We start from the raw sequence: 20,807 nt of genomic DNA on the forward strand, positions 1-20,807 counted from the left end.
GAGCGAATACTGTTGGATACGCTGATTAGCGATTGGCAGGAACGCCTTGGCAGTATCAGTTGGTTTATGCGCTGTTTAAACGAAGATATCGCCCGCAAGGCCAATCGAGAAGATGGTTGCAAGGGCGTATTCTGGGAAGGACGCTTTAAGTCGCAGGCGTTGCTCGATGAACAGGCGCTGCTGGCCTGCATGATGTATGTGGATTTAAATCCCATTCGCGCCGGTATTGCAGATTCGCTGCAAACTTCTGATTACACATCCATTCAGGAGCGCATAGAAGAAGTTGCTGAACCAGCAACTGCCAACGCTTCAATTAAGCCTCTGCTGCAATTTGACGGTGCGACAATTGCCGCCGAACAAAGCGGCATTCCGTTTCACTTTGCCGATTATCTGGAGCTGATTGATTGGACAGGTCGGGCGGTGCGGGAAGACAAGCGTGGCTTTATTGCCTCTACCAGGCCCAAACTACTGCTTGAGCTTGGTATCAGCGACGATGCCTGGATAACTTCCGCCAAAGAGTTTCGCCGTCAGTACAGTGGCATGAGTGGCCGATGGAGTGCAATGTGTGCCATGAAGGCCAAATATGGCGGTAAGTGGTGCCGGGGTAAGCAACAAAGCCAAGCAATACATCCCCATTAACCTTAAACCATTGGTGATTTTGCAGCAACAGGCTTAAGCCTGCCGTTGGCATGCCTGGCAACCGCAGTTTTTGTATTCGGGTAGTTACTGGAGTTGAATGAGCTTGACGCTGCAACAATAACGTCTGTTAAGGTTGGCGTCTCAACGGAATTAACCAAAGCCACCTCCTGAGAAGGCGGATTCTTTACTGTGGTAATGATACTTGAGGAGGTTTACGCACAGGTAATGATATTAAAAGTAACAGCCCTATAACCGCTGAAAAAAGTGACGCCATAAAAATGCCCAGTTTTGCACCTTCTATTAGGCTTTCATCGAATGCCATACTCGCAATAAACAATGCCATGGTGAATCCAATACCAGCCAAAAAGCTACCACTTGCCAATAAACGCCAATTTAGTTCTTGCGGAATAGTGGCTATTCGCATTCGTACCGCCAACCAACTGAACAAGATGACTCCACTGGGCTTACCTATAACGAACCCGAAGAATACCGCCATTGCTACCGAGCTACTAAAACTACCCAAGCTGAGTGTCATCCCTGCATTTGCCAGTGCGAACAATGGCATGATGATAAACCCAACCCAAGGATGTAGCGCAATGACCAAACGTTCAACTGGAGATAGAGTTTCACGTGCAGCAGTTTCAGCCATTTGTAGAGTATGTCTATCTTTTGTATCCGCATTGCTTTCGCTACTCGCTGAATGTGCCACTACCTGTCCCAGAATTGCATATAATCGTTCATCACTGACCCATCGTCTTGCTGGAGTCATTAGTCCAAGCACAACCCCGACGATGGTAGGATGAATGCCTGAAGCATCAACTGAGATCCAAAGCAATACACCCATCAACGTGTATAGTGGAAATCCTCGGAAACCCAGTATCGCCATTATGCGCAGAATCACTATACCTATTGCTGCAACCAACAATGGCCACCATACCAAATCACTGCTATAGCCAATTGCCACAACTAGAATGGCTCCAATGTCATCGACAATGGCTAAGGACAACATAAATACCCGAAGGCTCTGAGGTATGCGTGTTCCAAGTAATGCTAAACAACCAATCACAAAAGCTGTGTCTGTTGCCATGACGGTTCCCCAGCCATGAGCGCCAGATTGCCCAGATTGCATTATCAGATATATCACTGCAGGGACTACCATTCCCCCCAAGGCCGCGGCTATAGATAAAGCCGCCATACGAGGTTTATTCAACTCCCCCAAAACTAACTCTCTCTTGAGTTCCAATGCTACGAGAAAGAAAAATATTGTCATCAGGGCGTCATTAATCCACTCTCGAAGTGAGCGAGCAAACTCAAATGTTCCAACCTGAAAACTTATATCAATCTCCCATAAGTTCTCGAATACATGGGCCAACGGTGAGTTGGAGAGGGCAAGTGCTATTACGGTACATAATAGGAGAATGGCTCCAGCGGCTGACTCGATTCGCATGAAGCGAGCTAGAGGATTTTTGATTCGATCAAGAAACTCATTGGGTAGTCGGATGGTTTCAGGGCTTGCTTGTTTAGTTGTAATCATAATTAATTTTTAAGCTTCCAATCGCTGGGCCGACTCATCGAGTTTGATGAGAATTGTTGCCTGATACTGATGCCCTGCTTGTAGCAGGCTAACATCTCTCGCATAGGTTGGCTATAAATTGTACAGAGTCTGATTTTGGAACGTGGCAATAGTTGTTGGGTCACATGTAACAAGCTGTTCCAATTAGGTAGATCTCTTCACCGATATAGCTTCCTAGTGGTAGCTTTATGCAGCTAGAAGGCAAAACTGGGTGTGTAGAGCTTCAAGAACACATGTCCGTGAAACCTTAAATCACATGGGTTTGGCAAGGTGTAGCACAATTAGGATCAGTTAGTTAGCTACTTACTCCATGGTTTGTACCAATTCGGCCAGGGGAATGCATTAAATGGCACCATATCGTGATGGTGAGTAACGCAATTGCCCATCATCGACCCACCATTGCTCCCTTTCATCGTTCACCATTATGTAATAGACAGTCAATATCTTCTGGATGGGTGAGCCCTATGTGGCGTAATGTTGTTTTCAGACGCGGTGGCGACTCAGCTGCAGCGGGGTCTGTACACTTAATTCCTGAAAGTTCAAGTCCTAGGGCAGAGCAGTTAAGCCTAGGACTGGGCTGTTAAGCCTGAATTTGATAAATCAAAAGGCTACATCTGTGTGGCCTTTATGCAGAAAGAAGTACTGCGGCTGTGTCTCTTGGGCGTCGCTTGGTTAGGATAATGGCGTGACGGACGATTTTCCCCGTCTTTGCTATGACTTACGGCCTTTGGTTGAAGTGTTTTTTTGCTGTGAGCCTTTACTGGCGCTTTTTCCCCCAGCGCCGCCTTTTCCCGCCTTCCTCTCTTTGTTTTTTCCTTCAGTGGCTTTTCCATCAGTCGCTTTGCGGGAAGCCGTTTGAGCCTTTTGGCTCCGGGTCTGCAGTGGTTTATTGGCGACTGTTTCGGTGTCTGTTGCGTCAGCAATTTTCGGCTGTGGCAATATCCCCAACTCTTCAAAGAAATTGATCTGCCTTCTCAGCTCAAATAAAGAGCCGGTACGGCTGGTCTGGCCTATGGTCAGGGTCCAGCTGTCTGTGAGGCCGTCGGTATTACTGAGGATATAGCCACGATAAACAAGCTTACGCATCTTATTGAGCGCTGATCCCTATGTTGGATACGCCGCTCATAACGATTTCCTTGCGCAGTGCTTTGACAAACTCCGCCGTTATTTGCGGGTTTTCCTCGATTATTTCCAGCAAGGATCCCTGCAATTCGCGCTCTTCTTGCATCACTTCGTGGTTGAATACAAACTCGTCCAATGCTTCACCATCCAATTCGGGATCGGCTATGGCTTCGATATAGTGGGCCACGGTACCGGATGACAGCTTGGAGATATTGGTGATGTCGTCTTCCACCTTGCTTTCCAGTGCGCCCAGCAGTGAACTGAGTGCCACAGCGGCATCCATCGCCGGGTAGACTCCATAGGCGTCGAATTGGGTCGGCTCCGGGGTGTTTTCTTCCAGTTTTGCCATCTGCAGCTCAAGGTTCAGCTTGAGTTTGCGGTCATATAAAGACTGCCACAACAGGTTGAGTACCGTATCCAATACCTGGGGATCGCCGAATTCACACACCTCGGAAAACAGTTGGTAGTTGGGGTACATACGCTGGCACAGCGCCACGGCAAAGAGTTTCTTTTGTGGCAGTTCCAGCGCCTTTAGGCGTTTAAAGAAGCCCGGTTTAGTTGTCATCGGTTAAATCCATCGAAAGTTGGGATATCACTTGTTTTGCCGCAGATTCTACCTTAGTTAACTCATCAAGTAACTCCAGTATTTCCGGCTCCAGCTCGGCAATGCTGCTGCCTTGCTTGAGACCGCCTTCCACGGTTTGACAGAGTTTTTGCAATGTCGGTACGCCGCAGTAGCAACAGGCACCGTGCAGTTTGTGGACACAAGCCTGCATTTTGGCGGCGTCATCCTGCTCCAGCGATTCCTGGATGTTGCTGGTGGTGTCCGGCATGGAATCAATTAGCATTCTGAGCATATCTAGCGCCAGATCCTGTTTCTGATTGGCCTGGGTCAGACACAGCTCCCAGTTGAGGGTGTGCTGGTCAAAATGGGTAAACTTGGGCCGGGTAATCCAGCGGCTGATCACTCCTTTCAGTGCAGCTTCATCTATAGGCTTGGGCAGGTAGCCATCCATGCCGCTATTGAGGATCCGCTCGCGCTCCTCATTGATGGCGTGGGCGGTTACCGCAATGATGGGGGTATTGCGGTTCAACGAGTCCTGACGAATAAGCCGGGTGGCGGTAATGCCATCGGTTCCCGGCATCTGGATATCCATAAAAATCAAATCAAAGCTGCGCTGTTTGGCCAGGTTCACCGCTTGCTCGCCATTACTGGCGGTGGTCACCCCAGTGACCAATTCATCGAGCAGGGTGTCAATCAGCTTGAGGTTGGCCGGGTTGTCATCCACCGCCAGCACATTGAGTTTGTGGCGCTGCTGCGGCTCAACCAGCTTGGGCAGGGCGGGCTTGAGTTCAGATTCCTGTGGCAGATAAATCATGTTGCGTGCCATCAGGTATTCGCTGGCAGGAATGCTCAGAACAAGGTCTACCACAGGGCGAATATAGCGCTCCAGTGCCTCTTGATCATGGCAGTCGAACAGCGCAATAAGGGCCTCAGTCACTTGTCTGGCACTCTTGAGCACCGACTGCAACTGAGTCGGGCCATCGAAACCGTGACAGCCGAGCAGCACATAGTGGAAATGCGCCTTGTCTTGAGCAAGTTCGGCTTCCAATTGCGGCACAGTGTGAACACTGTTGACCTGCATCTGCCATTGTTGCAAGCGGCGGTTGAGCACAGAGCGGGTCAAGGGCCTGGGTTCAAACAGCAATACCGTCTTGCCTCTGAGCTGCTCCAGTGGCAGCGGCTCACCTATTGGGAACTGGCTGGTCATCAGTGGCAGGGTAAACCAGAAGGTGGAGCCTTTACCCACCCGGGAGCTAAAGCCTATCTGGCCGCCCATCTGGTTAATGAGGCGTTTGGTGATCACCAGCCCAAGGCCGGTACCGCCGAAGCGGCGTGAGATAGATGAATCGGCCTGGCCGAACGCCTGGAACAGCAACTCCTGCTGGCTTTCTTCAATGCCAATACCTGTATCTGACACCTCACAGTGCAGCAGCAACTTGTCTTCCTTGATGTTGCTGATATCCACCTTCAACAGCACGCTGCCCTGATCGGTAAACTTGATGGCATTGCCCACCAGATTGGTGATAATCTGACCCACCCGCATGGCATCGCCGCTGACGGCATCCGGCACTTCCGGGGCTACATCCACCACAAGTTCCAGCCCCTTCTCGTGGGCAGAACCGGCCAGCAGCATCATGGTGTCATCCAGGGTTTCCCTGAGGGCAAACGGCATGGTTTCCAGCACCATTTTGCCGGCTTCCAACTTGGAGAAGTCGAGGATGTCGTTAATGATACTCAGCAGGTTGGTGGCACTGCGTTCAATGGTGCGAATATATTCCATCTGGCTGGCGTGCAGCGGCGTTTTCAATAGTTGACGGGCAAAACCTATCACGCCATTGAGCGGCGTTCTCAGTTCATGGGACATGTTGGCCAAAAATTCAGATTTTATTCTGCTGGCTTCCAGCGCCCGTTTCTTGGCCAAGTCCAGTTCAACGTTCTGAATTTCAATCTGCTCCAGGGTTTCCCTGAGATCCGAGGTCGCCTGATCGATATTCTGCTGCATCTCGTCATGGTATTCCGACAAGGAGCCCGCCATGGCGTTAATCCCCCGTTTGAGCAGATCCAGCTCACCGATGAGATTGCCCTCCAGCCGGGTATCCAGCTTGCCCTCGCGGATTTTGGCCACCACTCGCACCATGTCTGTGATTGGCTGAGTCACATTCTTTACCAGACGGAAGGTGAACAGCAGATTCAGCTGCACCCCGATAAGCACTATGATAAAAGCCGCCACCGCGGCTCTGTGCTGTTCCAGCAGCGCCTTTTCCTTGTTGAGCAGCAAAGAGATATAACCCAGAGGTTTCTCATTGAAGCCGGGAGCATCGTCTACCGCCAGCAGACTGCCGGCGGCGAAAATAGGCGCTCTCAGCACCAGACTGTCGCCTACCTGATCGTACTCGGTGCGGGCCAGATCCGAGATGGCACCCTTGTAGCGCATAATCTCAAAGTCTTTGTGATAGTGGGAGGTGACAAACAGTTGATTGTCGGCATCGAAGATGGCGATGGATTTCACCAAGGTCGACTTGTTGAGCTGAGCCGCGGCGAGCAGGCGTTTGGTGGCCTCGCGGTTATTGGCGGCCAGGCCTACCTCACTGGCGATGGCCAGCGGCTCTATGATATTGCTGCCCTGTTCTATGAGCGTATCTTCAAGCTCATAAAAGCGATTTATGGTAAAGTAACTGCCCAGAAGAATACCGACCAAAATGGTTGGAGCCAGGGCCAATACCAGCACCCAGGATCTGAGGCTGTACTTGGTCATGTTATTCGCACTGTTCATGGGCGGTATAGGTATTCCAGATAGTTTGTTTTACGGCTATAGATAGACTGCCAGATATCCCGGCGTCTTTGCCAGTTTTTTATTGTTTCAGGGGCCTAGATGGCACAATTTTTTAGAGAAAAACCAAACAGATCCAAGAAAGTCTCCGCAAAAATGTCACTCACGGCTTCCGGATTGGATCATCAGGGTGCCGGGATCGGTCAATATCAGGGCAAAGTGGTGTTTATTCCCGGCTTGTTACCCGGTGAGAGCGCCGAGGTGCAACTCACCGAACAAAAAAAGAACTATGCCAGGGGCAAACTCATCCGCATCACCCAAACATCGCCGGAGCGGGTTGAACCCCAATGCCCCCATTATGCGCTTTGCGGCGGCTGCGATCTGCAACACTTGTCAGATTTGAGTCAGCGGCAGCACAAGCGCCGGGCCCTGGCCGAGCTGTTTGCCAAGCTCTCGGGCCTATCCGAGCTGCCGGAGATAGGCGAGCTGGCTTCCGCCCCTTGGCATTATAGACGCAAGGCCAGACTGGCGACCTGGTATGACAAACAAAGTCGCGAATTCACCCTGGGGTTCAGGGCCAAGTCCAGCAGCAAGGTAGTTGCCATTGGCGAATGTCCTGTATTGGCGGCTTCGTTGTCGGAACTGATAAAGCCGTTGGCAGCGCAACTTGCTCACTTGCAGGGCGTGGCTCAGCTTGGTCATGTGGAACTGATTGAAACCGAAGCCGGTCGTTTTGTGGTGCTGAGAATTACCCGGCCACTGGTGAATAAAGACAAGGAAAAGCTCAAGGCTTTTGCCGGGCAGCAAGGATTGCAGTTGGTGCTGCAGGACAATCAGGGTGAGTGTGATTACCTTACGGGCAATCAGCCAAGCTACCGCTTGTCCGGCGCCGATGGCGATGAGCTGATGCTTAAGTTTAATCCGGGGAATTTTATTCAGGTCAATGGTGAAGTAAACCGCGCCATGGTGGCCAAGGCCATAGATTGGCTGCAACCCAAGGCCGGCGAGCACATACTGGACCTCTTCTGCGGCATGGGTAACTTCAGCTTGCCACTGGCGGCCACCGGCGCCAGGGTCACAGGTGTCGAGGGCGTGCCTGCCATGGTTGAGCAGGCCAGACAAAATGCCAAACAGGCCGGGCTTGAAGGGTTGCAGTTCTTTTGCGCCGATCTCAGCGCCGACCTCTCGGCCGAGCCCTGGCTTGGCAAGGTGGATAAACTGCTGCTGGATCCCGCCCGGGCCGGTGCCTATGAGACGCTTTCCTATCTGAAAAACATCGCACCCGAGCGGGTGGTGTATGTCTCCTGCAATCCGGCGAGCCTGGCGCGGGACAGCGTCTTGTTGCTCGAGCAAGGCTATCGGCTGGAGCGCCTCAGTGTGTTGGACATGTTCCCCCAGACCCATCACACCGAAGCCATGGCCTTGTTTGTGCGGAATTGATGCTTTTATTGTCTATCGAGTCAATTTTATCAATAAAGGTACTCACGGGGGTTTGACATCCCATCGGGTATGCTCAAGATAGGGAGTCTTGTTGAGTCTGTTAATCGGACACTAAAGGAAGGTGAGATGGTATCTGTTCGCGAAGCACACTTTAAGGATCCTGATTTCAATCTGGATGAGTGGGTTAATCGTTATGTGGCCGACTCCGCCGATGCCGGGCGTTTGTTGGAGCTGATAGCCAAGGTGGAAGCACTGCCTATGGGTAAGTGCAAGCGTCCCAAAGCCGAGCTGCAGGCCAAGGCGCGGGAGATGATAGAGATCCTCGCGCCGCTCAACATGGATATCGAAACCCTGCAGGCCGCCATCTTATTTGTGTTTTTCGAGGTGGGCATAGTCGATGAAGCCAAGCTCACCGAAGACTTTGGTCCTGAGTTGGCTACCTTGGTCAACAGCGTCAAGACCATGGACGCCATAGGTGCGCTCAAGGTTGGCAATGACAGCCGCAGCAGCGAACCGCAAATCGACAATATCCGCAAGATGTTGCTGGCCATGGTGGAAGATGTACGCGCCGTGGTGATCAAACTGGCCGAGCGGGTATGCCTGCTTAGGGCCGTGAAAAACGACGATGAAGAAACCCGGGTATTGCTGGCCCGGGAAATTGCCGACATCTACGCGCCGCTGGCCAACCGTTTGGGCATAGGTCAGCTCAAGTGGGAGCTGGAGGATATCTCGTTTCGTTATCTGCATCCCGAGACCTATAAAGAGATTGCCAAGCAGCTGGATGGCAAGCGCCTGGACCGTGAAGTCTTTATCGACAACTTTGTCAATCAGTTGCAAACGCGGCTGGATGAAGAAGACATTCGTGCCAAGGTCTATGGTCGCCCCAAACATATCTACTCCATCTGGCGCAAGATGCGCGGCAAGCAGCTTAAATTTGACGAGCTGTTTGATGTGCGTGCGGTGCGAATCGTCACCGACCGGCTGCAGGACTGCTACGGTGCGCTCGGTGTAGTGCATACCCTTTGGCACCATATTCCCAGAGAGTTTGACGACTATATTGCCAACCCCAAACCCAACGGCTACCAGTCGATTCACACTGTGGTGGTGGGACCGGAGGGCAAAACAGTCGAAATCCAAATTCGTACCCAGCAGATGCATGAAGATGCCGAGCTCGGGGTGGCGGCTCACTGGAAATATAAAGAGGGCAATCACTCAGGCAAACAGAGTGGCTACGAAGAGAAGATCAACTGGCTGCGCAAGATTTTGCAGTGGCAGGAAGATGTGGTCGAGAGCGGCAACCTGGTGGAGGAGATCCGGGCCCAGGTCTTCGAAGACAGGGTCTATGTGTTTACCCCGTCCGGTGAAGTGGTGGACTTGCCAGCTGGCTCGACCGTGTTGGACTTTGCCTACTATATCCACTCCCAGGTGGGCCACAAGTGTATTGGCGCCAAGGTCGATGGCCGCATAGTGCCGTTTACTTATCAGGTGGAAACCGGTGAGCGCATCGAGATCATCACCTCCAAGCATCCCAATCCGAAGCGGGATTGGCTCAACCCCAACCTGGGTTATATCAAGACCTCCAGAGCCCGCAGCAAGATCCAACACTGGTTCAAGCAGCAGGACAGGGACAAGAACCTGGTGGCCGGACGCGAGATGCTGGAAGCCGAACTGGCGCGGGTGGGGCTGACACTCAAGGATGTCGGCAGCGCAATTGAGCGCTTCAACATGACCAACATGGATGACCTGTTGGCGGCCATAGGTGGCGGCGATGTGCGCCTCAACCAAGTGGTCAATCATGTACAGAGCCGACTCAGGACTCAGGAGCCTTCCGACGAAGAAGCGGTGGAAGAGCTGGTCAAGAAAGGTCAGCAGAAACCCATAGGCGCCAATCGCGGCCAGATAGAGGTCAATGGTGTCGGTAATCTGATGAGCCATCTGGCGCGCTGCTGTCAGCCGGTGCCCGGTGATGAAATTTTCGGTTTTATTACCAAGGGACGCGGTATTTCGGTGCACAGAGCCGATTGTGAGCAGGTTAAGGAACTGATGCGTGCCCATCCCGAGCGGGTAGTGGATGTGGTCTGGGGCGAAAACTACTCCGGCGGCTACAAAATCCGTATTCGAGTGGTGGCCAATGACAGAACCGGTTTGCTGCGGGATCTCACCTCTGTGCTGGCGGCGGAAAAGTCCAATGTGCTGGCGATGAGTTCCTCATCGGATCTCAAGAACCAGACTGCGGCCATTGAACTTGAGATGGAGCTTTATAACCTCGACGGTTTATCCCGGGTTATCTCCAAGCTGACCCAGATAGACGGGGTAATAGAAGCCCGTAGGCTCTGAGGCCGGATTGGTATTCGAGTGACACGAAAAACAGGACGCATAGGTTGCGTCCTGCTGTTTTTTTAAGACTTATCAAAGAGTCGTTGGATTGGTAAGCGTATTAGCAACAAAGGAGTAGCGGCGGTGGCGGCAGATATCAATGCATTGCTTGAGATTATGGCAAAGCTCAGGGACCCTGAGCTGGGTTGCCCCTGGGACAGGGCGCAGGATTTTGACTCCATAGTGCCCTACACCCTGGAAGAAGCCTATGAAGTGGCCGACGCCATAGAGAGCCGCGACTGGCAGGAGCTACCTTCTGAGCTTGGCGATCTGCTGTTTCAGGTAGTGTTCTATTGTCAGCTTGGCAAGGAAAAGGGCTGGTTTGATTTCGCCACTGTGCTTGAGCGGATATGTAATAAGCTTATCAATCGTCATCCCCATGTGTTTGCCGCCGATACCGACTTGAGTTTTGACTCGGCGCCGGATGCCAAGAACAACTGGGAGCGTATCAAGGCGGCCGAGCGTGCCGGGCGCGAGCTGCACTCAGTGCTGGACGATATTCCCAAGGCGCTGCCGGCGTTGGCGCGGGCGGGTAAGATCCAAAAACGGGTCGCCCGGGTAGGCTTTGATTGGCCCGAGCTTGAGCCTGTGGTCGACAAGGTACAGGAAGAGATTGAAGAAGTGTTGCACGAAGCGCGTCAAGCCACGCCGGATAAGGCCAGGGTTGAGGATGAAGTGGGCGACTTGCTGTTTGCTGCGGTGAATCTGGCGCGCCACTTGGGGGTGGATCCCGAGCAGGCCCTCAGAGGGGCCAACAACAAGTTTGAGCGGCGTTTTCGTGCTGTTGAGCAAAAAGCCAATGCCAGCGGCAAGCCGTTTGAAGAACATGATCTGCAGGCACTGGATGCTTATTGGGATCAGGTCAAGCGTGAAGAGCGCGGTGAAATCCAATAGAAGGCGAAGCCTGGATTAAAATTGCGCTAATGAGATCAGCGCGTAAAAATTATCGTCATTCCTGTTTGGTAAATGGCAGGGGCTTTGATATACTGTCGCCCCGTCCTGGTGCTTTCATTCGAGCACCTATTTATCATTCTTTTTTCTCAGGTTCAGCATGACTACAAGGTATATCTTCGTTACTGGTGGCGTTGTTTCATCACTAGGTAAAGGCATTGCAGCAGCATCGCTCGCGGCAATTTTAGAGGCCAGAGGCCTGAATGTAACCATCATGAAGCTGGATCCTTACATCAACGTTGATCCGGGAACCATGAGCCCAACCCAACACGGGGAAGTATTTGTCACTGAGGACGGCGCAGAGACAGATCTGGACTTGGGCCACTATGAGCGTTTCATCCGTACCAAGATGAACCGCCGCAACAACTTCACTACAGGTCGTATCTACGAGGAAGTGCTGCGCAAGGAGCGTCGTGGTGACTACCTGGGTGCCACTATTCAGGTTATTCCGCACATCACCAATGCCATCAAGGAAAAAGTCCTCGAAGGCGGTGAAGGCCATGATGTCGCCATCGTTGAAATCGGTGGTACTGTGGGTGATATCGAATCTCTGCCTTTCCTCGAGTCTATCCGTCAGTTGGGTGTTGAACTGGGCCGCGATCGCAGCCTGTTTATGCATCTGACTCTGGTGCCTTTTATCGGCCCGGCTCAGGAAGTGAAAACCAAGCCGACTCAGCATTCAGTTAAAGAGCTGCGTTCTATCGGTATTGCGCCGGATATTCTGGTTTGCCGTGGTGACCGCGCTATTCCAGCCACAGAGAGAGCCAAAATTTCCCTGTTCTGTAATGTTGAAGAGCGGGCGGTTATCTCCCTCAAAGACGTGGATTCCATCTACAAGATCCCGGCGCTGCTGCGCTCACAAGGTCTGGATGAGCTGGTAGTCAAGCGCTTTGGCCTGAGCTGCCCTGAAGCCGACCTGTCCGAATGGGAAAACGTGGTTTATCAGGAAGCCAATCCAAACAATGAAGTGACCATAGGTATGGTCGGCAAGTACATCGAACTGCCGGATGCCTACAAGTCAGTCAACGAAGCACTGAAACATGCCGGCCTCAAAAACCGGGTTTCGGTGAACATCAAATATATCGACTCCCAGACTGTTGAAGTCAAAGGCGTTGAAGTGCTGGAAGGTCTGGATGGCATTCTGGTTCCCGGCGGCTTTGGTGAGCGGGGTGTTGAAGGTAAGATCCTTGCCGCTCAATATGCCCGTGAAAACGAACTGCCATACTTTGGTATCTGTTTGGGTATGCAGGTTGCCCTGATTGAATTCGCCCGTCATGTCGCCGGCATGGAAGGTGCCCACTCTACCGAGTTCAATAAGGAAACCCCTTTCCCTGTTGTGGGCCTGATCACCGAATGGATCGATGAAGAAGGCAATCTGGAGCAGCGTGACGAGGCCTCAGATCTTGGCGGTACCATGCGTCTTGGCGCTCAGCTGTGCCATCTGATTGAAGGCACCAAGGCCGCTGCGGCTTATAAGAGCAACACCTGTATCGAGCGTCACCGCCATCGTTACGAAGTGAACAACGCCTTCCGTGAGCGTCTGGAAAAAGCCGGCCTGGTATTCAGTGGCTTGTCTTCGGATCGCAAGCTGGTAGAGATGATCGAGATACCAGGTCACCCTTGGTTTGTTGCCGGTCAGTTCCATCCGGAATTCACCTCCACACCTCGCGACGGTCACCCTCTGTTTGAAGGTTTTGTCGCCGCCGCCAGTACTTACCAAAAGCGTAATCTGGGTTAAACTAGAAGAGCCGGACTGTTATGGCAGCTCCGGCTTTTTCATCCCCGGCCGAGCCGGGAAGTGTGAAGTGAAAGTCCAATACCCATGTGAGAGACGCTGAACGCTCAGATGGGTATGGGTTTTTTCTTTAACTTTAATCGAGGACATTATGGCTAAGATCATTAACGTCATTGGACGCGAAATCATGGATTCTCGCGGTAACCCCACTGTAGAAGCTGAAGTGCATCTGGAAGGTGGTTTCATCGGCATGGCAGCAGCCCCATCAGGCGCTTCTACCGGTAGCCGTGAAGCGCTGGAACTGCGCGATGGCGACAAGGCCCGCTATCTGGGTAAAGGCGTGCTCAAGGCTGTTGACAATGTCAACGGTCCTATCCGTGAAGCCCTGCTGGGTAAAGATGCCACGGCTCAAGCCGAGCTGGATGGCATCATGATCGCGCTGGACGGCACCGAAAACAAAGACAAGCTGGGCGCCAACGCCATTCTGGCTGTGTCTTTGGCCGCTGCCAAGGCCGCTGCTGCCTTCAAAGGTATGCCACTTTACGCTCACATCGCCGAACTGAACGGGACTCCTGGCCAGTACAGCATGCCGGTTCCTATGATGAACATCTTGAACGGTGGTGAGCATGCCGACAACAACGTCGACATTCAGGAATTCATGGTACAGCCAGTCGGTGCCAAGAGTTTCCGTGAGGCCCTGCGTATGGGCGCTGAAATCTTCCACAACCTGAAGAAGGTGCTCAAGTCCAAGGGCCTGAACACTGCCGTGGGCGACGAAGGCGGTTTTGCGCCTAACCTGTCATCCAACGCCGATGCTCTGGCTGTTATCAAAGAAGCCGTTGAAGCTGCTGGCTACAAACTGGGTACAGATGTGACTCTGGCGCTGGATTGTGCGGCTTCCGAGTTCTACAAAGACGGTAAGTATGACCTGGCTGGTGAAGGCAAGGTATTCGATTCCAACGGTTTCTCTGACTTCCTCAAGTCGCTGACCGAGCAGTATCCTATCGTTTCTATCGAAGATGGCCTGGATGAGTCTGATTGGGACGGCTGGGCTTACCAGACCAAGATCCTCGGCGACAAGATCCAGCTGGTGGGTGATGACCTGTTCGTGACCAACACCAAGATCCTGTCTCGCGGTATCGAGCAGGGCGTTGCCAACTCGATTCTGATCAAGTTCAACCAGATAGGTTCTCTGACCGAGACTCTGGCCGCTATCCGCATGGCCAAGGAAGCCGGTTACACCGCCGTTATCTCTCACCGCTCAGGTGAAACTGAAGATGCGACCATTGCCGACTTGGCAGTAGGTACTGCAGCCGGCCAGATCAAGACCGGCTCTCTGTGCCGCTCTGACCGTGTTGCCAAGTACAACCAGCTGCTGCGTATTGAAGAGCAACTGGGCGCCAAGGCAGCCTACCACGGCCTGAGTGAGATCAAAGGTCAGGCGTAATTTTCGCCCCCAGCTACAAAAGGCCGCCACTTGGTGGCCTTTTTTGTTGTACTATCAACACTAATCGTATTTTTTAGGGCATGAGCTGAATTTATCACCATGAAACGACTGCTTTTTGTCATCGCCTTGTTGCTGGGGCTACTGCAATATCGTCTTTGGCTGGGAGAAAACAGTCTGCCAGAGTACTTCCATCTTGAGCAGCAGATAGCGGCTCAAAATGACAGCAATGCCAGGCTCGAAGAACGTAACCAGGTACTGAAAGAGGAGATCCGCGATCTGCGCAGCGGTACCGAAGCCCTGGAAGAGCGTGCCCGCAATGAGCTGGGGTTAATCAAGAAGGGTGAAACCTTTTATCGGGTTGTTGGTGGTGAGCAGCGTTCCATGTCTTTGGCCAGTCAGTAGCGGCCCAATTTCAACATAACGGATATCCATGAGCGAATCGATTTCCTCCCGAACCATAGCGGCCGGGGGCCCCAGTGATGAACCAGTGATTGCCATAGTACCGGCAGCGGGAATAGGCAGCCGCATGGGCGCCGACTGTCCCAAGCAGTATTTGCCACTTGCCGGCTCCTGCATTTTGGAGCAAACCCTCAAGGGGTTGCTGAGTCACAATGGCATCTCAAGGGTGATAGTGGCGCTGAACCCGGAAGATAGCTTTTTTGGCAAACTGGCGGTGGCCAGTCATCCCAAGTTGGAGACAGTCACCGGCGGTAAAGAGCGGGCCGATTCTGTGCTTGCGGCGCTTGAGAGCCTGGTAGCCGACAAGCCATTGCCTGCCAATACCTGGGCCCTGGTGCATGATGCCGCCAGACCCTGCCTGACCCATGGCGATATTGATAAGCTGCTTGCTTCACGAAAACAATATCCACAAGGGGCGATACTGGCTGCGCCGGTGCGCGACACCATGAAACGCAGCGGCGTTGATGGCTGCATCAGTGAAACGGTTGCCAGAGAAGCACTCTGGCATGCGCTAACGCCGCAGCTGTTTCCACTGCTTACTTTGACCGAGGCGCTGAAAGCGGCGCTGGCCGCCGGTGTGCTGGTGACAGATGAAGCCTCGGCGATGGAGTGGCGCGGAGTACACCCGGCACTTATCAGCGGCCGCAGTGACAATATCAAGGTAACCCATCCGGACGACTTGCCGCTGGCAGCGCTTTATCTGGCGCATCAGCGGGGCAACTGAATACAGGAACAAGCAATGAATATACGTATTGGACACGGTTTTGATGTACATAAATTCGGTGGTGAGCCGCCCTTGGTCCTAGGTGGGGTGGAAGTGCCGCACCACACAGGCCTGTTGGCGCACTCGGATGGTGATGTGGTATTGCACGCGATTTCAGATGCGATACTCGGCGCCATGGCACTTGGTGACATAGGTAAACACTTTCCCGATACAGATGCCGAATTCAAGGGAGCCGACAGCCGGGTGCTGCTGCGTCATTGTTACCGCCTGGCACTGGACAAAGGCTTTCGTCTCGGCAACCTTGATGTGACCATTATTGCCCAGGCGCCCAAGATGGCGCCGCATATTGAAGCCATTCGACAGATGTTGGCCGAAGATCTGCACACAGATCTCGATTCCATCAACGTCAAGGCAACCACGACAGAAAAACTCGGCTTTACCGGTCGCAGTGAAGGCATTGCGGTAGAAGCCGTGGTGCTGATGTTCGGTATGTAATACCGACTCATTTACAGGAAAAGATTCAAATAAGATGAATTCATTACACTTTCTCTATGGCAAGCCGCTCTCCAAAGGCGATATGCGCACCAGCAACAGCGACTTTCAGGTGCAGGAAATACTGCCTTTTCTGCCCTCGGGCGAGGGTGAACACCATCTGCTGCATATCCGTAAAGATGGCCTGAATACGGTTCAGGTGGCCGAGATGCTGGCCAAATTGGCCAAGGTTCATCCCAAAGAGGTGACCTTTGCCGGCCAGAAGGATAAGAATGCCATCACAGAGCAGTGGTTCGGCGTACGAATTCCGGGCAAGGAAACACCGGATTGGCTGAGTCTCAACAGTGAGTCCATCACGGTATTGAGTGCGGCGCGTCATAACAAGAAGCTGCGCATTGGTGCGCTTTCCGGTAACCGTTTCAAGCTGGTTCTGCGCCAGATAACTCAGCCGGAAGATGTATTGCAGCGGCTGGAGTCGATTGCCGAGGGGGGCGTACCCAACTATTTCGGTGAACAGCGCTTTGGCCACAACGGTCGCAACATAGAAATGGCGCGGCAGATGTTGCAGGGGCGCAAGGTGAAAGACAGAAACAAGCGCTCCATCTACCTGTCGGCGCTGCGCTCATTATTGTTCAATCAACTGGTCTCTCAGCGCCTGGCGACCCATGGGCTTGAGTGTCTCGACGGTGATTGTGTCATGCTGGCCGGCAGCCGCAGTTTCTTTGTTGCCGAGCGCTGGGATGAGGTATTGCAACAAAGGCTGGCAGAGAAAGATATTTTGCTGTCGGCGCCCATGTGGGGTAGGGGGCAGCCACTCAGCAGTGCCGATGCCTTGGCCTTTGAGGCTCAGGTACTGGCCGAATACAGCGCCGATTGTGAAGGCCTGGAAAAAGCTGGGCTCGAGCAGGAAAGGCGACCACTGTTGCTGCGCCCCGAAGGGATGAAGTACCAGTTTATCGAGCCGGACACACTGGAGCTGGAGTTCAGCCTTCCTGCGGGCAGCTTTGCAACCTCTGTGCTGCGGGAACTGCTCGACTATGATGATGTGACCGAACGTCTGTGGCGTGAGCGCCAGGCGGCTCAGGAAGGAAACCCTGCATGAAAATCTTGGTCAGCAACGATGATGGGGTAACGGCTCCTGGGATCCGCGCCCTATCGGAAGCCTTGTCAGCCGTTGCCGAAGTGCTCACTGTGGCGCCGGATCGCAACTGTTCCGGTGCCAGTAACTCTTTAACCTTGACGAATCCCTTAAGGATTAATAAGTTAGACAATGGCTACATCTCGGTAAATGGCACGCCAACCGATTGCGTTCATCTGGCGATTCGCGAACTCTATGAAGGCGAACCCGACATGGTGGTCTCGGGTATCAATGCCGGTGCCAATATGGGAGACGATACCCTCTACTCAGGCACAGTGGCGGCGGCGATGGAAGGGCGTTTTCTGGGGTTGCCGGCAGTGGCCGTATCCCTGGTGGGCCGTGAGCTTACGCATTATGACACTGCGGCGGCCTATGCGGTGAAGATCATCATGGGGCTTAAGAAGCATCCTATTGCCTCGGATCAGATCCTCAATATCAATGTGCCGGATCTGCCTCTCGATGAAATCAAGGGGATACGGGTTACTCGGCTCGGCGCCCGCCATAAGGCTGAGGGTATGGTCAGAGCCAGAGATCCTCACGGCCGCGAGGTATTTTGGTTGGGGCCACCCGGGATTGAACTGGATGTGGGTGAAGACACAGACTTTTATGCCGTGTCTCAGGGATATGTATCCATCACTCCATTAACTGTAGATTTAACCGCCTATCGGCAGCTTTCACAATTGCAACACTGGATAGAAAAACTATGACCCGGGTAGCCTCCACATCGGCACTGAACTTAACCAGAAAACTGCAGGAAGCAGGGATCCGTCACCCGGGTCTGTTGCAGGTGGTGGCCAAAACCCCCAGAGAGTTGTTTCTTGATGGTGCCTTGGCGCACAAGGCTTATGAAAACACCGCTCTACCCATAGGCTCGGGCCAGACAATATCCCAGCCTTATATTGTGGCGAGAATGACGGAGTTATTGTTGGAGCATAATCCTGCCAAGGTGCTTGAAATAGGTACCGGCTCAGGATATCAGGCAGCAGTGCTGGCGCAGTTGGTACCAGAGCTTTGCACGGTTGAGCGGATCAAAAGCCTGCAAATTCAGGCTCGCCAACGCCTCAAACGCTTGGATCTGCATAATGTGGCCTTCAAATACGGTGATGGCTGGCAAGGTTGGCCCAACAGGGCGCCCTTCGATGCCATCATGGTGACAGCGGCGGCCTCTGACATTCCCACAGCCTTGCTGGAACAGTTGGCAGAAGGGGGCGTACTGGTGATCCCCGTTGGTGATGAGAGCCAACAGTTGCTGAAGATCCGCCGGGAGAAGGGACAGTTTATTTCCCAAGTGGTCGAAGCGGTAAAATTTGTTCCTTTAATCAGTGGCGGTTTGGCCTGATAGTCATTAAAGCATGCAGGAGTATTCTTGAGCCCATTGCATTCCAGCCAGTTTCTGCATAAAAAGGCGTCATTTCTTTGTCGCCTTGGCTCAGTGCTATTGGTCACTCTGGTTTCTGGATGCAGTTTTCAGGCTCACAGGCCGGCTCCGGTCGAATCCATTTATGGCGTAAAACGGCCGGCGATTGAAAGAGGCTCTATTCGGTCTGACACCTATAAGGTGAAAAAGGGTGATACCCTCTACTCCATCGCTTGGGGGGCCGGTAAAGACTATGCACAAATAGCCAAGTTAAATCAGCTAGATAAGTCTTATACCATCTACCCTGGCCAAGTGCTTATTCTCGATAGTAAAAAAAATGTTAAATCGAATTCGAAGCCGAATTCGAGTAAAAACTCCAAATCCAAACCTCAAAAACCAAAAGATAAGATCTATAAAAAACAGACGGTTAAGCAGAAGCAGGCCGTCGCTCAAGCCAAGCAAAATAAGCCGAAAAAAACACTTGATCCCAAACCAAAGTCTGCTTACCCTGTATCCAATGGTAAACAGAATGTTAACCATGTTGTCCACAAGCCGAGTTCGACTCTGCCGGACAAAGTCAGTCGCTGGATATGGCCAGTCAATGGTCGGGTGATTGGCGCCTTCTCTGCCAAAGAGCAGGGAAACAAAGGAATCAAGATAGCCGGCAACCGAGGCGATATTATTAAAGCCACTGCTGATGGTCGGGTAGTCTATGCGGGTAATGCTTTGCGGGGTTATGGAAACCTCGTCATTATCAAGCATAGTGATGACTATCTCAGTGCTTACGCCCACGCCGATAAGATCTTGGTCAAGGAAAAGCAGCATGTGTCCGCCGGGCAAACTGTTGCGAAGATGGGAAGTACAGGCACCAACCAGGTCATGCTGCACTTTGAGATCCGCTACCATGGTCAGTCTGTTAATCCACTTAATTATTTACCCAAACGCTGATTGTTTGGGAGCCAAAGTTGGCATATGGAGGATAAAAAGCGATGTAAATTAGTTTGTTAAGGTTTGGGAGAGAATATTATGAGCCGCAAAAATGCTAGCGCACCCGTGGAAGAGCTTGTAGATTTATCCGTAAACGACACGGAAGTGGCGTCGAAGAAGGAAGAAGCTCTGGCCGAAATGGTTCAGGATGACCTGCAAAAGAACTTAGACGCGACCCAACTTTATCTGAGTGAAATCGGATTTTCCCCCTTGCTGAGTGCAGAAGAAGAAGTCTTTTTCTCGCGCAAGGCCCTCAAAGGTTGTGAAAAATCACGCAACCGCATGATCGAAAGTAATTTACGCCTCGTGGTTAAAATAGCCCGCCGTTACAACAACCGCGGCTTGGCACTCTTGGATCTGATTGAAGAAGGCAATCTTGGTCTGATCCGTGCCGTAGAGAAGTTTGACCCCGAGCGCGGATTCCGTTTCTCCACTTATGCCACCTGGTGGATCCGCCAGACCATAGAGCGAGCCATAATGAATCAGACCCGCACCATACGTCTGCCTATTCATGTGGTGAAAGAGCTCAATGTGTATCTGCGTACAGCCCGGGAGTTGGCTCATAAGCTGGATCACGAACCCACAGCCGAAGAGATAGCCGAAAAGCTGGAACTGCCGAGCAGTGATGTCAGCAAGATGCTGAAGCTGAATGAGAGGATCACCTCGGTCGACACCCCGATAGGCGGTGACAACGACAAGGCTCTACTCGATGTGTTGGCGGATGATGATGAGATGACGCCGGATGCCCAGGTGCAGGAAGAAGACATTTCCAATTCAGTGGTTAAGTGGCTCAATGAGCTCAATACCAAGCAAAGAGAAGTGCTTGCCAGACGCTTTGGCCTACTGGGATATGAACCTTCTACTCTGGAAGATGTGGGCTCGGAAATTGGCCTGACCCGTGAAAGAGTGCGGCAAATTCAGGTGGAGGCATTGAAACGCCTGCGCGACATACTCTCCTCTCAGGGGTTGTCGGTAGAGGCCCTGTTCAAGGCCTAAAGCAACTTACCATCCTTTGTAATAAAAAGAAGGGAC

The 20,807-nt window shown here is 52.5% G+C and carries 17 protein-coding genes and 1 pseudogene; 14 read left to right on the top strand and 4 right to left on the bottom strand.

The features are described from left to right. Positions 1-639, top strand: a pseudogene (locus N512_RS0120440) (alpha-amylase family glycosyl hydrolase); the annotation flags it as partial. 184 nt (positions 640-823) lie between these two features. Here N512_RS0120440 and nhaA read toward each other — a convergent pair. The 4 genes from nhaA to barA all read right to left on the bottom strand — a co-directional run bounded on the left by nhaA (position 824) and on the right by barA (position 6,672). Further along, entirely contained in the window at positions 824-2,173 is a 1,350-nt protein-coding gene (gene nhaA / locus N512_RS0120445; RefSeq protein WP_028781511.1) for a Na+/H+ antiporter NhaA, read from the bottom strand. A gap of 750 nt (positions 2,174-2,923) precedes the next feature. Further along, positions 2,924-3,298, bottom strand: a complete 375-nt coding sequence (locus N512_RS24475) for a DUF3319 domain-containing protein (RefSeq protein ID WP_156029295.1) — start codon at positions 3,296-3,298, stop codon at positions 2,924-2,926. Position 3,299: 1 nt separating this feature from the next. Then, positions 3,300-3,899 (bottom strand): YjaG family protein, encoded by a 600-nt coding sequence (locus N512_RS0120455; RefSeq protein WP_028781512.1) that lies wholly within the window; start codon positions 3,897-3,899, stop codon positions 3,300-3,302. Beyond that, positions 3,889-6,672: a two-component sensor histidine kinase BarA gene (gene barA, locus N512_RS0120460; RefSeq protein ID WP_028781513.1), complete on the bottom strand. Its 2,784-nt coding sequence runs from the start codon at positions 6,670-6,672 to the stop codon at positions 3,889-3,891. The genes N512_RS0120455 and barA overlap by 11 nt, the downstream gene beginning before the upstream one ends. Before the next feature lie 99 nt (positions 6,673-6,771). Between barA and rlmD the strand changes: the two genes are divergently transcribed. From rlmD to rpoS, 13 genes are all read left to right on the top strand, one after another. Beyond that, positions 6,772-8,109, top strand: a complete 1,338-nt coding sequence (rlmD, locus tag N512_RS0120465) for a 23S rRNA (uracil(1939)-C(5))-methyltransferase RlmD (RefSeq protein WP_028781514.1) — start codon at positions 6,772-6,774, stop codon at positions 8,107-8,109. 126 nt (positions 8,110-8,235) lie between these two features. Continuing rightward, a complete protein-coding gene (relA, locus tag N512_RS0120470; RefSeq protein WP_025889132.1) occupies positions 8,236-10,446 on the top strand; it encodes a GTP diphosphokinase in 2,211 nt (736 codons plus the stop codon). A 123-nt stretch (positions 10,447-10,569) separates the two neighbouring features. After that, positions 10,570-11,379 (top strand): nucleoside triphosphate pyrophosphohydrolase, encoded by an 810-nt coding sequence (gene mazG, locus N512_RS0120475; protein WP_263858779.1) that lies wholly within the window; start codon positions 10,570-10,572, stop codon positions 11,377-11,379. A 157-nt stretch (positions 11,380-11,536) separates the two neighbouring features. Further along, entirely contained in the window at positions 11,537-13,174 is a 1,638-nt protein-coding gene (locus N512_RS0120480; protein ID WP_028781516.1) for a CTP synthase, read from the top strand. Between the two features lie 148 nt (positions 13,175-13,322). Further along, positions 13,323-14,618, top strand: a complete 1,296-nt coding sequence (gene eno / locus N512_RS0120485; protein ID WP_025889133.1) for a phosphopyruvate hydratase — start codon at positions 13,323-13,325, stop codon at positions 14,616-14,618. 99 nt (positions 14,619-14,717) lie between these two features. Beyond that, positions 14,718-15,020 (top strand): cell division protein FtsB, encoded by a 303-nt coding sequence (gene ftsB, locus N512_RS0120490; RefSeq protein ID WP_025011658.1) that lies wholly within the window; start codon positions 14,718-14,720, stop codon positions 15,018-15,020. A gap of 28 nt (positions 15,021-15,048) precedes the next feature. Continuing rightward, entirely contained in the window at positions 15,049-15,801 is a 753-nt protein-coding gene (gene ispD, locus N512_RS0120495; RefSeq protein ID WP_051472898.1) for a 2-C-methyl-D-erythritol 4-phosphate cytidylyltransferase, read from the top strand. Positions 15,802-15,816: 15 nt separating this feature from the next. Continuing rightward, the gene (gene ispF, locus N512_RS0120500; protein ID WP_028781518.1) at positions 15,817-16,296 is read left to right on the top strand and encodes a 2-C-methyl-D-erythritol 2,4-cyclodiphosphate synthase; all 480 of its coding nucleotides are present in this window, start codon (positions 15,817-15,819) and stop codon (positions 16,294-16,296) included. 34 nt (positions 16,297-16,330) lie between these two features. Then, positions 16,331-17,395 carry a tRNA pseudouridine(13) synthase TruD gene (gene truD / locus N512_RS0120505; RefSeq protein WP_025889137.1) on the top strand — a complete coding sequence of 355 codons (1,065 nt, stop codon included), beginning with the start codon at positions 16,331-16,333 and terminating at the stop codon, positions 17,393-17,395. Next, positions 17,392-18,138 (top strand): 5'/3'-nucleotidase SurE, encoded by a 747-nt coding sequence (surE, locus tag N512_RS0120510; protein ID WP_025889140.1) that lies wholly within the window; start codon positions 17,392-17,394, stop codon positions 18,136-18,138. Before truD ends, surE begins: the two co-directional genes overlap by 4 nt. Then, positions 18,135-18,770 carry a protein-L-isoaspartate(D-aspartate) O-methyltransferase gene (locus N512_RS0120515; RefSeq protein ID WP_028781519.1) on the top strand — a complete coding sequence of 212 codons (636 nt, stop codon included), beginning with the start codon at positions 18,135-18,137 and terminating at the stop codon, positions 18,768-18,770. Before surE ends, N512_RS0120515 begins: the two co-directional genes overlap by 4 nt. A 54-nt stretch (positions 18,771-18,824) precedes the next feature. Then, positions 18,825-19,736, top strand: a complete 912-nt coding sequence (locus tag N512_RS0120520; protein ID WP_051472908.1) for a peptidoglycan DD-metalloendopeptidase family protein — start codon at positions 18,825-18,827, stop codon at positions 19,734-19,736. A 78-nt stretch (positions 19,737-19,814) separates the two neighbouring features. Next, positions 19,815-20,771: an RNA polymerase sigma factor RpoS gene (gene rpoS, locus N512_RS0120525; RefSeq protein WP_025889143.1), complete on the top strand. Its 957-nt coding sequence runs from the start codon at positions 19,815-19,817 to the stop codon at positions 20,769-20,771. Positions 20,772-20,807 lie beyond the last annotated feature (36 nt).

The organism is Shewanella sp. 38A_GOM-205m, from assembly GCF_000518445.1.
GTDB classification, from domain to species: domain Bacteria; phylum Pseudomonadota; class Gammaproteobacteria; order Enterobacterales; family Shewanellaceae; genus Shewanella; species Shewanella algae.